Source organism: Streptomyces sp. NPDC127097 (genome assembly GCF_042724075.1).
In the GTDB taxonomy this organism is placed as follows: domain Bacteria; phylum Actinomycetota; class Actinomycetes; order Streptomycetales; family Streptomycetaceae; genus Streptomyces.
Window position 1 is genome coordinate 35,626 of the sequence record NZ_JBHXFI010000011.1, and the last position, 14,381, is coordinate 50,006.

Genomic DNA, 14,381 nt, shown 5'->3' on the forward strand with positions numbered 1-14,381 from the left:
ATGTTCGTACTGGAACTGACTTATACCGCGCCCCTCGAACGCGTCGACGCCGTCCTCGAGCAGCATGTGGAATGGCTTCAGAAGGAGTACGCCGCCGGGCATTTCGTCGCCGCCGGCCGTAAGGTCCCGCGGGACGGAGGCGTGATCCTCGCCGCCGGGATGGACCGTGCCACCGTCGAGCGGATCGTTTCCGAGGACCCGTTCACGCTCGCCGGGGTGTGCGCGTACCGGATCACGGAGTTCGTGGCGACGACGACCGCGCCGGCACTGGAGCAGTACCGGGAGCAGCTGCCCTCCTGAAGCGCGTCCCCCGGAGGCTCGGACCGCCGATGCCCCGGCAGTCCGAGCATTGCCCTCCCGCCCTGTTCGCGGCACACCGCTCCCGACAGCTACGACAGCGCCGACAGCCCGGACAGCTACGACGTCGTGGTCGGAGGCACCGCCGAGTCACCGAGCGAGCGGGGGCTTGCGGCGGTGGACGCAGCCGGCTCGGGCCAGCGCCCCCCGTTGCGCCAGTAGTCCTGGATCTCCTCCAACTGGCGCCCCTTGGTCTCGGGAGCGGTGACGGCGGCGAAGACCAGGGCGGCAAGGGCGAGGACGCCGAGGCCCGCGAAGGTCGTGGCCGCGCCCGCCCAGGCCATCAGCGAGGGGAAGAACTGGGCGATCAGAAGATTGGCGACCAGGTCCGCGGTGAGCATCACCGAGGCTCCGGTCGAGCGCAGCTGGGCGGGGAACGCCTCGCTCGCATAGACCCAGATCAGCGAGCCGAAGCCGAAGTTGAAGGCCGCGGTGAACAGCAGGATGGCGGCGAACCCCACCCAGGTCGTCGCGCCCTGGAGCTCGCCCGCACCGAAGACCACCGTCAGGACGGCGAGCATGACGGCCATCGTGCCGATGCCGGAGAGCAGCACCACCCGGCGGCCGAGCCGGTCGATGATGAGGATGGCGAGCACCGTCGCGGCCAGCGAGGCGAGTTGGACGAATGACGGCAGCAGGAAGTTCTGGCCGTTGCCGGTGAACCCCATCTCCTCGAAGATCTGCGGGCTGTAGTACGTCACGGCGTTGATGCCGGTGATCTGGCAGAAGAATCCGAGGCCGACGACGAAGACCGCGGCGCGCGCAAAGGGCTTCCGCAGCAGCGAGCGGGCCGACCCACCGCTCTCCTCGGCGAGCGCGGCTTCCACGGCCGCGACCTCCGCACGCGGATCGACATCGGGGTCGGTCATGGCCATGACCTCGACGGCTCGTTCCGTCCGCCCCTTGAGGACGTACCAGCGCGGGGTGTCCGGCAACCGGAGCAGCGGAATCAGGACGAGCGCGGCGGGGACCGCGGAGAGGCCGAGCATCCAGCGCCAGTGCCCGCCGTCGGACAGACCCCAGTTGACGAAGTACGTGAGCACGATGCCCGCGACCGTGGCCACTTGGTAGGCGGCGACGGAGGCTCCACGGATACGTGCCGGGGTCGATTCGGCGACATAGAGCGGGGCGGCGACGATCGAGATTCCGATGGCGACGCCGAGCAGGAAGCGGACGATGTCCAGCACGACGACGTTGGGTGCGACCGCGGAGAGGGCGACGAAGACGGCGTACGAGCCGGCCACGATCAGCATCGCCGCCTTGCGGCCCAGGGCGTCGGCGAGCCTGCCGCCGATCAGCGCGCCGACGATGGAGCCGAACACCAAAATGCTGTTGACCAGGCCCTTTTCAGCCTCGGTGAGATGGAAGTCCTTGCTCAGGAACACCAGGGCGCCGGAGATGCTGCCGGTGTCGTAGCCATAGATGACGCCGACGACCGCGCCGGTGAGCGCGAACAGCCTGCCGGTGCGGGGTGTGGTCTTGGAGGACGGCGGCGGGGGCGTCGCCGAGAGCGTGGCAATGGACATGGGAAGTCCTCTGTGCGGCGGAGCGGGCCTTGCTGCATGCCGAATCGCGCATGACTGATCATGCGAGTATTCGGCGCTTTTCACGCAGCTGTCAACACTTCCCCGCACCCCTCTCCGTCACCCGCTCATCCCGCACCACCCCCACCTCCGCCCTACCCAAGCGGCCCACCGAGGCCCTTGCTCCCGCGCTCCCCTCTGATGCATCCACTCGTACGAGGGATGGATCGCGAGCAGATTCCTGCGTACAGTCGATTGCAACGAAGTCAAAAAGTGCAGCTTCACGCATTCACGTTTCATTCCATTGCCACATCACGGGAGGGTGGGCCATGAGCGATACCTCGTACATGGAGCAGGAGCTGGGCAGCCAGCCGGAGACCTGGCGGCAGGCCGCACGGATCGGAGCGGCGGCGGGGCCCCTGCCGGAAGCCGGCCGGCGGGTGGCCGTCGTCGGCTGCGGCACCTCGTGGTTCATGGCCCAGTCCTATGCGGCGCTCCGCGAGGCGGCCGGACTGGGCGTGACGGATCCGTTCGCCGCCTCCGAGGCTTTCCTCGGCAGCGACCGTGGCTATGACGCGGTGGTGGCGATCACCCGCTCCGGCACCACGACCGAGGTGCTGCGGGTACTCGACGCCGTCAAGGGGCGCATCCCGACGGTGACGATCATCGGTGACCCCGAGACGCCGGCGGTGGCGCTCTCCGACGAGACGGTCGCGCTGCCGTTCGCCGACGAGAAGTCGGTGGTGCAGACGCGTTTCGCGACGACGGCGCTGACACTGCTGCGCGCGCACCTAGGCGAGGACATCTCCCGGGCGGTGACCGACGCGGAGGAGGCGCTTGCCGCGCCGGTGGACAAGGAGTGGGTGGACGCCGAGCAGTTCTCCTTCCTCGGCTCCGGCTGGACGTTCGGTCTGGCCAATGAGGCGGCCCTCAAGATGCGGGAGGCATCGCAGAGTTGGACGGAGTCGTACCCCGCGATGGAGTACCGCCACGGTCCCATCGCGATAGCCGCACCCGGCCGGGTGACCTGGCTCTTCGGGCAGGCACCGGACGGCCTGGAGGCCGATGTGGCGCGGACGGGTGCGCGCTTTGTGCACCATGCGCGCGATCCGCTGGCGGATCTGGTGCTGGTCCAGCGGGTGGCGCTGGAGCGAGCCCGCGCCCGCGGTCTGGACCCCGACAATCCGCGCAGTCTGACCCGCTCGGTGATGCTCGAGACGCCGGCCGCCTCGTAGCCGCCCACCTCACCCCCTCAACCCGCCCTGCCCGTAAGGGAGAAGGGAGCCGGCATCCCATGCCACTCGTTCCGACCTCATCGATCGTCGACGCCGCGCGTGAGGCGCGGGTCGGTGCCGCGGCCTTCAACGTCATCCATCTGGAAACCGCCGAGGCGCTCGTCTCCGCCGCCGAGCGCACCGGTCTCCCACTGATCCTTCAGATCAGCGAGAACTGCATCCGCTATCACGGCAGCCTGCTGCCCATCACCCGCGCCACGCTCGCCCTCGCCGAGGGCTCCACGGCCCGGATCGCCGTCCACCTCGACCACATCACCGATGCGGACCTCGTCCGTCAGGGCATCACCGCCGGGGTGGGTTCCGTCATGGTGGACGCCTCCGCTCTTCCCTATGAGGAGAACGTCGCCACCACCGCCGACCTCGCCGCCTGGTGCCACGAACGCGACGCCTACGTCGAGGCCGAACTCGGCGAGGTCGGCGGCAAGGACGGAGTCCATGCGCCCGGGGTACGCACGGACCCGGACGAGGCCCTGGCCTTTGTCCGCGCGACGGGTGTGGACGCCCTCGCCGTGGCCGTCGGATCCTCCCATGCGATGCATGAGCGCACGGCCGTCCTGGACAAGGACCTCATCACGGCGCTGCACAGCACTCTGCCGGTGCCGCTGGTCCTGCACGGCTCTTCGGGTGTGCCGGATGAGGAGCTGCGCCGTGCCATTGCCGCCGGAATGACGAAGATCAATATCTCCACACATCTGGTCTCCGTCTTCACTCACTCGATACGGCGGACACTGGGCGCCGATCCCGCGCTCGTCGACTCCCGTAAGTACGTCAAGCCGGCCCGGGAGGCGGTGGCCGAGGAAGCGGCGAGGCTGCTGGGTGTGCTGGGCACTCGGGCGACGGTCCCGGACCGGTACGCGACCCAGGCACCTGCTCGGGGTTGAGCCCGTGGACTCGATGACCACCCTGGTCGCACCCCGTGACGATCCCATGGCGAGACCCGTGACGACAGGACCGCTGCGGCGGACCCCGGCATGGTGTCCCGCCTGCCCCGCCGCCCCCGGTGTCGGCGGTGTCCGTCCGTGGCGGCGGTGCTCGGCCGTGGCGGCGGTACTCGGCCGTGGCGGCCGTACTCGGCCGTGGCGGCCGTACTCGGCGGGACCTCTACCACGCGTCACCGTGGTGTGCCGAAACGAATTAGGCTCGCGCCATGAAGCGCCATGAACGGATGAACGCACTGCTTGAGCTGCTCGGGGACCGAGGCCGGGTGGACGTCGAGGAGGCGGCGACCGCGCTGGAGGTCTCGGCCGCCACGATGCGGCGCGACATGGACGCCCTCGCCGAACAGCAACTGCTGACCCGCACCCGGGGCGGGGCGGTGCTCAGTTCGGTGGCGTACGACCTGCCGATCCGCTACAAGCACGCTCACCGGTCGGAGGAGAAGGAGGCGGTGGCGAAGGCCGCGGCGAAGCTGGTCGAGCGGGGTGACGTGGTCGGGCTGAGCGGTGGCACGACGACCACGGCGATCGCCCGGGTGCTCGCCACCCGTCCGGACTTTGCAGAGGCCGGACCGCAACCGCACCTGACGATCGTCACCAACTCCCTCAACATCGCGAATGAGCTGGCCGTGCGGCCACAGATCAAGATCGTGCTCACCGGCGGGGTCGCACACTCGCGGTCGTTCGAACTGGTGGGTCCGTTCAGTGAGTTGCTGCTTCAGCAGATCTCCATCGACATCGCCTTCATCGGGGCCAACGGCATGGACCCGATGATGGGGGCGACCGTGCACGACGAGGCGGAGGCCCGGGTCAACCGCCTCATGGCCGAGCGTGCCCGGCGTGCCGTAGTCGTCGCGGACTCGTCGAAGATCGGCGAGCGCTGCTTCGCCCGGGTCGGCGACGCGGATGTCTTTGACACATTCATCACGGACAACGGAGCGAAGGAGGCAACCCGCCGCGAATTCGCGGACCGGGGCCTGAAAGTGGTGACGGCCCGCCCGTCCGCCGGCGAGTGACGCACCGGACGCGGGCGGCAGGACAGGCGGCGCGGCATTGCCCGGGAAGTCCTTGACGTGTGTGTGGGGCTTCAGGGTGCGCCTTGTGACAGGGCCTCCCCCGTCCGCCGTGTGAGGGGACCGGCCTGCGGCGTCGCAGGGCTTCCTCGATGCGCCTGACGAGGGAGCTTCCCCGGTACGTCGTGCGGCAGGACTTCCCCGGTGCGCCGGGTGACGGGGCTTTCCCGGTCCGCCGCATGACAGGGCTCCCACGGGTGCGCCGTGTGACGGGAGGTCCCCGAGCCCCGCACGTCGGGTCTCCCGGTGCCCCGTGTGGCAAGGCTTCCCCCCGGGGTTGCTGCCGACGCGGCTTCGTCCGTCTGCCGCGCGACGGGAGCTGCCCAGCCCGCCGATGCCTGCGGTTCCGGGTGCGCCGCGTGACGGGGCTTCCTTCTTTCGCCGCGCGACCGGGCTTCCCCGGGGGCGCCGCGCGACGAAGCTGCCCGGGTGCGTTGCGGGGAGGGGCCTTCCGTCCGCCGTGTGACTTGGCTTTGCCGGGTACGTCGCGTCACCCGGGGGCGTAGTCGGGGCTACTGGTTGGTGGTTACCAGATGTTGTCTCCTCGGAGGATGGCGTCGGCGCCGCCGTCGAGGAAGATGACCTGGCCGGTGACGTGCGTGTTCTCGGGGGAAGTCAGCCAGGCGAGCAGTGGGGCGACCTGTTCGGGGCGGGCGTGGCCGTGCAGGGGCATGGGGATGCCGGCGTCGATGGCCTTACGTGTTTCGACGTCGGCGAGCATGGGCTCGGTCATGGGGGTCACGGTCGTGCCGGGGGCGACGGCGTTGAGGGGGATGCCGGCGGCGGCCCAGTCGTCGGAGATGGCCGTACGGCGGAGCCAGCGGGCGATCGCCTGCTTGGAAGCGCCGTAGATCGCATAACCCTCGCCTCGGTCGACGGCGGCCTGGGCGGCGGCCACAGCTGCCTCTTCGTCGCCTGCGAGCGCCGCGTCGACGATGGTCTGGTCGGCCGGGTGGATCGAGGCGACGGATGAGAGGAGTACGGCGCGGGGGGCGGTACCGGCGGCGAGCAGCGGGCGTAGCCCTTCGAGGGTGGCGACGACGCCGAAGTAGTTGACCTGGACGGTGCGTGGGACGAAGTGGGCGAGGCCGGCACAGGCGATCACGGCGTCGAGTCGGCCGTTGGTCAACTCGTGGGCACGGTCCACCAGTTGGGTACGGCCGTCGGGGGTGGCGAGGTCTGCGGAGATGTCGGCGTCCTTGAGGTCGGCGCCGATCACGGTGTGGCCCTGTTCGCGGAGGTGGGCCACGGTGGCCTTGCCTATGCCGGAGGCAGCTCCGGTGACGAGGCAGGTACGGGGCATGGGCACCGGCGTGGGCATGGTCGGCTCCTTCATGGTCGGCTCCTTCGCTGACACGTGCGGGTTGTCGCGATGGCTCTGGTTCGGGCTCTGGCTCTGCCGGGGTCGGGTGGAAGCGGACAAAGGGAGAGCGCCGGCGAGGGGGCGGTGGTGCGGGCGGTGTCGCCACCATAGCGAATTTTTGGCATGACGTGTCAGAAAGCTGGTCTGTGACAGAAAATGGCTCCTGGTAGACATGACGGCCAGACGATCAGGAGAGGTGGATGACGGCAGCGCGAGGCAGACCATCGTTGACCGAGCGGCGGCGGCAGGAGACCCGACTGGAGATCGCCGAGACGGCGGCGGCGCTGTTTTCGGACCAGGGGTACGAGGCGACGACGGTCGAGGACATCGCGTCGGCGGCCGGCATCTCGCTGCGCACCTTCTACCGCTACTGCGCGGCGAAGGAGGACGCGCTGACTCCCGTCATGACGGCCAGCGTCGGTGTGCTCGTCGAGGAGCTGGCCAGGCGCCCCGTGGATGAACCACTGAGCAGCGCCGTGCAGGCGTCGTTCACGTCGTCGGCCGCGGCCCGGCAGCTCGCGGACCGTGAACAGGCCCGCCGGCTGGTGCGGGTCATGGGCACCGTCCCGGCCATTCGGATGCGATGGCTCGCGGCGGGGCGGGAGATGCAGGACCAGCTGGTGCCGGTGCTCGCGGCGCGCAAGGGCGCACCGGAGAACAGCATGGAGGTACGGCTGCTGGCCTGCGCCTTGCTCGACGGCATCAGTGTCGCCATGGAGCACTGGGCCTGGCAGGACGAACCGGAGGACGTGGCGGAGCTGACCCGTCGCGCACTGCGCTATCTGCGTATCGACGAGTTGTAGCCCGGCCGGCCCGGCCCTGTTCCGAAAGGGTTGCTGCTATGTAGCACTTGTGTCCCTGTGTGGCCCCCGGGGCTGATTTCCATTGGGCGGGTATGGACAATGGGGAATGTACGTGCGAACACGGTAGGGGTTCGCGAGGGGATTCCAAGTTTTCAACGGGGGAGATCACGTGCGGAAGATCATCGCCATAGCACTGGCCACCGTGGCGTGCAGCGCCTCGTTGACCCTGGCCACCACCTCGGAAGCGTCCGCCGCGGGCCGGGCGCCGCAGTGCGTCAAGGTGCGGAAGTACTTCAACAAGGGCCACCAGCGCTATGTCCGCCTGTCGAATCTGTGCACGCAGCGGACCTCGTGCTTCACCATCGTCGTCCCGCATCACCGCGACCCCCATGGCCGGCTCCTCAAGGGCACGACCAAGGACATCCGCTATGGCACGACCGGGGCGCCGCGGGCCCTGTTCGTGAAGAACACCTCTTGCTGAGCGGCCCACGATCGAGGGGCTGAGGCGTGACCGAAGGGCTGAGGCGTGGCCGAAGGGCCGGGTCACGGTCGAAGGACCGGAGCGTGGCCGAAGGGCCGAGGCACCGCGGTAACCAGGACCGCGCCGGCTGACGGAACCGCGCCCGTCATCAGGACCGCGCTCGCCGCCAGGATCGCTACCGCTGCCGGGACCGCTGCCGGCGCCCGCACCCCGCCCGCTGACGAAGAGCGGGTCAGGCGCGTACGGCGATGCCGTCCAGCACCATCGAGAGGTACTGGCGGGCGATTTCCTCGGGGCTGTGCTGCCCGCCCGGCCGGTACCAGCTCGCCGCCACCCAGACGGTGTCGCGGACGAAGCGGTAGGTGAGCCGGATGTCGAGGTCCGCACGGAACGCCCCGTCGGCCACACCGCGCTCCAGGGTGCCCAGCCATGCCTTCTTGAACTTCTGCTGGGAGTCGGCGAGGTAGTCGAAGCGGGGCTGGGCGGCGAGGTGCTTGGACTCCTTCTGGTAGATGGCGACGGCCGCGCGATGCCGGTCGATCTCCCGGAAGGACTCGGTGACCAGGGCCTCGATGGTCGCCCTGGGGCCGAGACCGGCGGCGAGTACGGCGTCGTAGCCGTCCCACAGCTCGGTCAGGAAGCTGGACAGGATCTCGTCCAGCATCGATTCCTTCGAGTCGAAGTGGTAGTAGAGGCTGCCGGCGAGCATGCCGGCTTCGTCCGCGATGCGGCGGACGGTGGTGGCGTTGTAGCCGTGTGCGGCGAAGACCTCCGCCGCGATGGTGAGCAGTTCGCGGCGACGCTCGGGCGAGGCGCTCGCGGTCGTCGACTTCTTCTTGGCGGCTGGCACCCGGCCATTGTCACCCTCCGCGCCACCCCGCTTGTCGCCCGCTCGTCGTTCGCTTTTCTCCCGCCGGTCGCCCGGGTCTCGCGGCGTACGCACCTCCCGCCCACCCACTGGCTGCCACCGCACCCACTCCCGGAGCCCCCTGGCAGCCACCGCACCCGCCGCCCGGAGCCCCACTCCTCCCCCCCGCCCTCCGCTCGCGGCCCGCGCGCCCCACCTCCCGTCCGCCTCCCCCCGCCCTGGGGATATATTTCACGAGTAAAACACCTGCTAACATTCCCCTATGGGAAAGCACGCCAAACCGTCCGGTAGGAGTGCGCACGACGCTCCAGGGAGCGTGGTGCGTGCCCGGCCGCTGCCGGTCAGGGGCGCGGTGCGGCTGCGAAGGCCCGTCGACATCTGGCACAAGCCGGCGCTCAGCGCGCTGGTGACGCTGGCGATCCCGGACCTCACGCTGTATGCGCTGGGGCGGCTGGATCTGATCCTGTACACCTCGGCGGGGGCGATGTGCGCCCTGTACGCGCACGGTCTGCCGTATGCGGCGCGTGCCCGCACGCTGCCATGGGTGGTGCTCGGTATGGTCGCGAGCCTCGGTGTCGCGCTGACCGCCGCATCGCTGATCGCCTCGACCGCGCTGCTGGTCGTGTGCGCGTCGCTGGTCGCCGCGGTCCACAAGGTCGCCTGTGACGCGACGCGTATCGGCCCGCCGGGCAATCTCATCCTGACCTTTGTCACCGCGTCGGCGTTCTTCGTGCCGCAGCACCTCGGGCAGGTGCCCCAGCACCTGGCGCTGGCACTCGGCACCGGGGTGCTCGCCTGGCTGGTCTGTATGGCTCCGGCGCTGATACGGCCGCAGGGGCCCGAGCGGATCGTGGTCGCCCGCGCGCTGGAGGCCGCCGCGGGGCTGCTGCGTACGGAGGCGGGCAGCGGCGGCGGGGCACCGGCCGGGGTGGCGCACGCCCGCCATGCCGCCGCGGCCGCGGTGAACGCCGCCTGGCACACGCTGTTCCTGGTCCCGATGCGTACCCCGGGCACGGCCGCGGCGCGGGCCGGGCTCGAACGGCTGCTGATACGCGCCGAGTCGGCGTTGGGGAGTACGGAGCACGCCGGCGAGGGGGCCGACCGGACCGCGCCGTACGAAGCGGGGGCCGAGGCCGATCGGCTCGGTGGCTGGGCGCGTGCGCTGCGGGGCGGAGGGCCGTTGCCCGAGGTGGTGTTGTCCGCGGCGCAGGCCGAGGTGCTGGCGGGTGTCGCCGCGGAGGCGCCGGGGCCGCGGCGGCCCGCGCCCGGTCATCCGCGCGGGGTGCGGGCGGTGCTCGCCCGGTTGGCGCCCGGGTCACCACTGCTGCCCATCGGCGCGCGGGTCGCCGTGGGGTGTGTACTGGCGGGCTGGGCGTCGATGGCCGTCGGAGTCGGGCATCCGTACTGGGCCGTGGTCACGGCGGCCTCCATCTACCAGGCCAACACCACGCTCTCCTGGCAGCGGGCACTTCAGCGCACTCTCGGCAATCTGCTCGGGCTGCTCCTCTACACCGCGCTGCTGCCGCTGATGCACCTCGGACCGCTCGCGATGATCGCGGTCGCGCTGGCCTGTCAGCTCGGCGCCGAGGCCACGATCACCCGTAACTACTGGCTCGGTTCGGTGTGCGTGACCCCGATGGCGCTGCTGCTGACGGAATTCGGCAGTCGGGTGCCGACGGCGACGCTGGTCGCCGACCGCTGGCTCGACACCGTCGTGGGGGCCTCGGTGGGTCTGGCCTGCTGCGTCCTGGTCACCAATCGGCGTGCTGCGGACCGTATCGAGGTGGCGCTGGGGCGGGTCGCGGCCGCGGAGGCCGTCGCGTCCCGGCTGCTCGATGAGGGGCCCGCGACCGGCGTGGACGAGGCCCGGGAAATCGGCTGGGCGCGCGACCGGCTGGCGGGATGTCTGGTCGAGCTCCGGGAGGCGGTGGAGGTCGCGGCCGGTGAGTGGTGGCAGCGGGCCGTTCCGGAGGAGCGGATCGCGCACGCCGAACAGCGAGGTCACCGGGCGCTGGCCGGGCTCGTCCGGCGGCTCACGGCGCCGACACTTGCCGCCTGACCCATGCGCCCGATCGGCACCGTACGGCAGGCACAATTGGGCGCCTAAGGCACGGCCGAGAGGAGAGTGCGGGTGACCGAGGACATCGTCGCGGGGGTGCTGCGCCAGTGGCAGCAGGTGCACCCCGGGCTGGACACCGGCCCGATGGCGGTGATCGGGCGGCTCAACCGCTGCTCCGCGCTGCTTCAGCAGGCGGCCGACGCGCCGCTGCGGAGGGCCGGACTCACCCGGCCCGAGTTCGACATCCTCGGCACCTTGCGCCGGATGGACCGCGAGCTGACCCCCGGGCGGGTGGCCCGCGAGACCTTCGCCTCCGGTGCCGCGGTCACCAAGCGCGTACGGCAGTTGGAGGAACGGGGGCTGATCGTCCGCCGCCCCGACGACCGGGACCGCCGTGTCAGCCATCTCTCGCTCTCCGATGAGGGGCGCGACACCATCGACCGGCTGCTGCCCGAACAGCTGCGGTACGAGGCGTCGCTGCTCGACGGCATCGGAGCCGAGCGGCAGGAGGAACTCTCCACGAAGCTGGGCGAGTTGCTGGTGGTCCTGGAGGGACGGCTCGGCAGCCTGATGGACTGAGGCCGACGGGCGATGGACGGGCGGCCGGGCTGGCGGCCAGCGGCTGGGGCAGGCAGCGAGCGGGCAAGCGGCCGACGGCCACGGGTTGCCGCTGGCCCCGGAGGGCACCCCGCCCGGCGGGCAACGGGCCGAAGCACCCGAGACCTCCCCGACGCCCGGGATCGTCCAACGCCTCCGAATCGCCCAACACCTCCGCCCCCGCGACCGCCCCCGCCCTCACCACTCCAGCCGGGCGATCCTCCCCTTCTCGCCCGCGGCCCAACAGCCCAGGTCAGGCGCGCAGTCAACGGTGTCGTACGAGCCGGTGTCGAAGGGGTGCCAGGTGTGGCCGCCGTCGAGTGTCAGATCGCTGCCGTCCGGGCCGACCGCCAGGGCGAGGTGGCGGGAGTGCGGGAGCCAGGCGGCGCCGGAGCGGTACGTCTTCGGGGGTGCGGCGGCCGGTGTCCAGGTGGTGCCGGCGTCGTCGCTGACCGCGGCGGCGTGCGGTGAGGGCTGGTCGGGGCGGTAGTCGCCGCCGACCGCGAGGGCGTGGCCGCGGTCGCGGACGGCGAGCGCGAAGATGCCGCGGGCCGGGTCGCCCGCGGGCAGCGGGGTATCGGTGACCGACCAGGTACGGCCGCGGTCGGCGGTGTGCAGGACGCGGGCGGTGGCCGCACCACCGGTCGCGATCCAGGCGTCACGGCTGCCGGCGGAGACCAGGCACTGGCCACTGGCGGCGAACGCTGCCTCGCCCTGCTGGGCCGGCGGCATACCGTCCGACGGCAGTACCCGCCAGTTGCGGCCGCCGTCCCGAGTGGACAGGACGCGGTACCGGCCGTCGACGGGGTCGCTGAGCGCGATGCCGTGCCGCCGGTCGAAGAAGGTCAGGCAGTCGTAGAAGGCACGGGGGTCGGGGTTGCGGAAGCTTTCGGTCCAGGTGGCGCCGGCGTCATCGGTACGGAAGACGCGCGAGGCCGCACCCTCGCCGATCGCGAGGACCACCGCGCGGCGCGCATCGAGCGCCTCGATGTCGCGGAACTCCAGTCCCCCGGTACCGGGTGGGGAGATATCGCGCCAGTGCTTGCCGCCGTCCTGGGTGCGCAGCACGGTGCCGGCCGTGCCGGCGGCCCAGGCGGTCGTACGGCTGACGGCGGCCAGGCCGCGGAAGCGGGCGGTGCTGCCGCTGTCCTTGAGCCGCCAGCCGGCGTGCGGGGTGGTGAGCGTGGCCGCCAGCGGATCACGGGCCGGGGCGTGCGCCGTCCCGTAGGAGGCCGGGGAAGGGGCCGCGTCCATGGGGACGTTCACCGGCCGGGCCACGGCCAGGGGTCCGGCCGCGAGCGTGGCGAGGGCCGCCGCACCGGCCGTGAGGGCCGCCCTACGTCCGGCACCGCGTGAGCGCGCGCCCCTGACCTTCCCCTGATCTGAGCCCAGACACAACAAACGTCCCGTGCGCTGCATTTCGCCCCACCCCGCTCTGGTTTTGGGCTGGAAGCTAGCCCAGCCCGACCGCCCCGTCCAGACCGCCGCCCCGCGCCGCCGACGGGCCTCCCCCGTCACCGCCCGCACCCACCGGTGAGCCCTCGGTGGCCGTGGGGTCGCGGCCGAGGCACGCCCCCACGCCTGACAGCCCGTCAAGTGGAGCCCCAGGAGGCCGGTCGTGAGCCCCGGGCGGCCAACAAAGAGGGCAAATACGTACATCCAAAGGTCCGTGATGCAGGTCACGTAGGAATCCAATGCACCTGGCGCGATGACCCGTGCGTCTTAGTGGTCGAAGACTCAAATGAACCGCACCGAATACAAGGGAGCCGGCGATGTCCAGCGTCATCGACCAAGCCGTTCAGGCCCGTCTCATCGCGATCGCTCCCCGGTCGCAGGTGATCCCGGCGAGCCTGCGTTACGACCGCACCGACCCCTTCGCGGTGCGGTTGGTCTTTCCGCCCGCCGCTTCGCTGGACGGGGCGGAGGTGACCTGGACGTTCGGGCGCGAACTGCTGGCGGAGGGCCTGGGCGGTCCCGCCGGGGCGGGCGACGTCCAGATCTGGCCGTACGACGCCGAGGCCGTGGTGGTGGAGTTCCACGCCGCCGGCGGTATGGCGGTGGTGCAGTTCGAGGCGCGGGAGCTGAGAGCGTTTCTGACGCGGTCGTACGAGCTGGTCGCGCAGGGCGACGAGGCGCGGCACCTGGACGTCGAGGCCGATCTCGCCGCCCTGTTGCGGGAGGCGTAAACCACACCTGCCGGCAGCCACGCCCTGCCGGCCACCACACCCTGCCGACGCCGGAGCCCGACCGGAGTTCCGGCACCGCACCGCGCCGCGCCGCCCCGCGCGAACCGGCCCTTCACCGCGCACTCCCCCCAGCCTTCACCGCCCGCCCCGCCCCCGCTTCCGCAGGGCGCTCCGTTCCGAAGAGATTCGCCAGGTGCAGGTCCAGCAGCCGTAGGGCGGTCTCGGGAGTGTGCACCTCCAGCAGGACGTAGGTGGCGAGCCCGTCGGCCGCGCTGATCAGCAGCATCGCCTCGTCCTCGGTGGCGCGCTCCGGCGGCAGTTCGCCGCGGTCCGCGGCCAGCCGCAGCTGGTCGGCGAAGAAGGCGCGGAGCCGGGGGATGCCTTCCTCGGCCTCGGCGCGCAGCGCCTCGTCATGGACGGCGCGGGCGTAGTACGCGGCGCTGACCAGCAGCCCGATGCGGCTCCTGTCGTCCAGCGGCAGCATGCCCGACAGACAGGCCCGCAGCACCTCACGGGGCGTCGGCTCCTCGGTCAGCGCCGCGATGCGCTCCCTGATCCGGTCCCCGGCAAGCCGGTTGATGTACCGGAGGGCGAAGAGCAGCATCTCGTCCCTGGTGCGGAAGTAGTGCTGTAGCCGGCCCAGCGAGATACCGGCCTCCGCGGCGACATCGCGCAGACTCGCCCCGTCCAGGCCACGGGTGCCGGCGATCCGGCACAGCGCCTCGGAGATCTCCTGGCGTCTGGCTTCGTGGTCCACCTTCTTGGGCACGGATGACCTCCCTCGTACGGTGCGCGGTTCCTCGCGCGCGGGGTCGCTTCCGGGGACCGGGCCCGCTTTTAC

Annotated in this window: 14 protein-coding genes; 9 read left to right on the plus strand and 5 right to left on the minus strand. The window is 71.2% G+C overall.

From position 1 onward, the window contains the following. Positions 1–300, plus strand: coding sequence for a YciI family protein (locus ACFWJW_RS11670; protein WP_387238261.1), 300 nt, complete (start codon positions 1–3; stop codon positions 298–300). Positions 301–416: 116 nt separating this feature from the next. Here the strand turns inward: ACFWJW_RS11670 and ACFWJW_RS11675 are convergent, their stop codons facing one another. After that, on the minus strand, positions 417–1,883 hold the full coding sequence (locus ACFWJW_RS11675) for a sugar porter family MFS transporter (RefSeq protein ID WP_387238264.1): 1,467 nt from the start codon (positions 1,881–1,883) through the stop codon (positions 417–419). A gap of 326 nt (positions 1,884–2,209) precedes the next feature. On the opposite strand from ACFWJW_RS11675, the gene ACFWJW_RS11680 reads away from it, so the two are divergent. The 3 genes from ACFWJW_RS11680 (at position 2,210) to ACFWJW_RS11690 (ending at position 5,126) form a co-directional block, all read left to right on the plus strand. Beyond that, entirely contained in the window at positions 2,210–3,115 is a 906-nt protein-coding gene (locus ACFWJW_RS11680; RefSeq protein ID WP_387238267.1) for an SIS domain-containing protein, read from the plus strand. A 59-nt stretch (positions 3,116–3,174) separates the two neighbouring features. After that, positions 3,175–4,056 (plus strand): class II fructose-bisphosphate aldolase, encoded by an 882-nt coding sequence (locus ACFWJW_RS11685; protein ID WP_387238270.1) that lies wholly within the window; start codon positions 3,175–3,177, stop codon positions 4,054–4,056. Between the two features lie 266 nt (positions 4,057–4,322). Continuing rightward, a complete protein-coding gene (locus ACFWJW_RS11690) occupies positions 4,323–5,126 on the plus strand; it encodes a DeoR/GlpR family DNA-binding transcription regulator (protein WP_387238273.1) in 804 nt (267 codons plus the stop codon). 583 nt (positions 5,127–5,709) lie between these two features. Here the strand turns inward: ACFWJW_RS11690 and ACFWJW_RS11695 are convergent. Continuing rightward, positions 5,710–6,519, minus strand: a complete 810-nt coding sequence (locus ACFWJW_RS11695; RefSeq protein ID WP_387238277.1) for an SDR family oxidoreductase — start codon at positions 6,517–6,519, stop codon at positions 5,710–5,712. A 227-nt stretch (positions 6,520–6,746) separates the two neighbouring features. Between ACFWJW_RS11695 and ACFWJW_RS11700 the strand changes: the two genes are divergently transcribed. Both ACFWJW_RS11700 and ACFWJW_RS11705 read left to right on the plus strand, forming a co-directional pair. Continuing rightward, positions 6,747–7,349: a TetR/AcrR family transcriptional regulator gene (locus ACFWJW_RS11700; protein ID WP_387238280.1), complete on the plus strand. Its 603-nt coding sequence runs from the start codon at positions 6,747–6,749 to the stop codon at positions 7,347–7,349. A gap of 169 nt (positions 7,350–7,518) precedes the next feature. Beyond that, positions 7,519–7,830: a hypothetical protein gene (locus ACFWJW_RS11705; protein WP_387238283.1), complete on the plus strand. Its 312-nt coding sequence runs from the start codon at positions 7,519–7,521 to the stop codon at positions 7,828–7,830. Between the two features lie 232 nt (positions 7,831–8,062). On the opposite strand, the gene ACFWJW_RS11710 is transcribed toward ACFWJW_RS11705, so the two are convergent. Next, on the minus strand, positions 8,063–8,680 hold the full coding sequence (locus ACFWJW_RS11710; protein ID WP_387238286.1) for a TetR/AcrR family transcriptional regulator: 618 nt from the start codon (positions 8,678–8,680) through the stop codon (positions 8,063–8,065). A 280-nt stretch (positions 8,681–8,960) separates the two neighbouring features. On the opposite strand from ACFWJW_RS11710, the gene ACFWJW_RS11715 reads away from it, so the two are divergent. After that, entirely contained in the window at positions 8,961–10,757 is a 1,797-nt protein-coding gene (locus ACFWJW_RS11715; protein ID WP_387238289.1) for an FUSC family protein, read from the plus strand. A gap of 72 nt (positions 10,758–10,829) precedes the next feature. After that, a complete protein-coding gene (locus ACFWJW_RS11720; RefSeq protein WP_387238292.1) occupies positions 10,830–11,336 on the plus strand; it encodes a MarR family winged helix-turn-helix transcriptional regulator in 507 nt (168 codons plus the stop codon). A 216-nt stretch (positions 11,337–11,552) separates the two neighbouring features. On the opposite strand, the gene ACFWJW_RS11725 is transcribed toward ACFWJW_RS11720, so the two are convergent. Continuing rightward, a complete protein-coding gene (locus ACFWJW_RS11725; RefSeq protein WP_387238295.1) occupies positions 11,553–12,608 on the minus strand; it encodes a WD40/YVTN/BNR-like repeat-containing protein in 1,056 nt (351 codons plus the stop codon). 518 nt (positions 12,609–13,126) lie between these two features. Here ACFWJW_RS11725 and ACFWJW_RS11730 point away from each other — a divergent pair. Beyond that, entirely contained in the window at positions 13,127–13,540 is a 414-nt protein-coding gene (locus tag ACFWJW_RS11730) for an SsgA family sporulation/cell division regulator (protein ID WP_387238298.1), read from the plus strand. A gap of 112 nt (positions 13,541–13,652) precedes the next feature. On the opposite strand, the gene ACFWJW_RS11735 is transcribed toward ACFWJW_RS11730, so the two are convergent. Then, complete coding sequence (locus tag ACFWJW_RS11735) at positions 13,653–14,309, minus strand: TetR/AcrR family transcriptional regulator (RefSeq protein WP_387238301.1); 657 nt, start codon at positions 14,307–14,309, stop codon at positions 13,653–13,655. Positions 14,310–14,381 lie beyond the last annotated feature (72 nt).

What these genes read in the sequence shown, in the direction of transcription:
- ACFWJW_RS11670 (WP_387238261.1), top strand. Translation starts at nt 1, where the DNA reads ATGTTCGTACTGGAACTGACTTATACCGCGCCCCTCGAACGCGTCGAC.
- ACFWJW_RS11675 (WP_387238264.1), bottom strand. Translation starts at nt 1,883, where the DNA reads ATGTCCATTGCCACGCTCTCGGCGACGCCCCCGCCGCCGTCCTCCAAG.
- ACFWJW_RS11680 (WP_387238267.1), top strand. Translation starts at nt 2,210, where the DNA reads ATGAGCGATACCTCGTACATGGAGCAGGAGCTGGGCAGCCAGCCGGAG.
- ACFWJW_RS11685 (WP_387238270.1), top strand. Translation starts at nt 3,175, where the DNA reads ATGCCACTCGTTCCGACCTCATCGATCGTCGACGCCGCGCGTGAGGCG.
- ACFWJW_RS11690 (WP_387238273.1), top strand. Translation starts at nt 4,323, where the DNA reads ATGAAGCGCCATGAACGGATGAACGCACTGCTTGAGCTGCTCGGGGAC.
- ACFWJW_RS11695 (WP_387238277.1), bottom strand. Translation starts at nt 6,519, where the DNA reads ATGAAGGAGCCGACCATGCCCACGCCGGTGCCCATGCCCCGTACCTGC.
- ACFWJW_RS11700 (WP_387238280.1), top strand. Translation starts at nt 6,747, where the DNA reads ATGACGGCAGCGCGAGGCAGACCATCGTTGACCGAGCGGCGGCGGCAG.
- ACFWJW_RS11715 (WP_387238289.1), top strand. Translation starts at nt 8,961, where the DNA reads ATGGGAAAGCACGCCAAACCGTCCGGTAGGAGTGCGCACGACGCTCCA.
- ACFWJW_RS11725 (WP_387238295.1), bottom strand. Translation starts at nt 12,608, where the DNA reads ATGGACGCGGCCCCTTCCCCGGCCTCCTACGGGACGGCGCACGCCCCG.
- ACFWJW_RS11730 (WP_387238298.1), top strand. Translation starts at nt 13,127, where the DNA reads ATGTCCAGCGTCATCGACCAAGCCGTTCAGGCCCGTCTCATCGCGATC.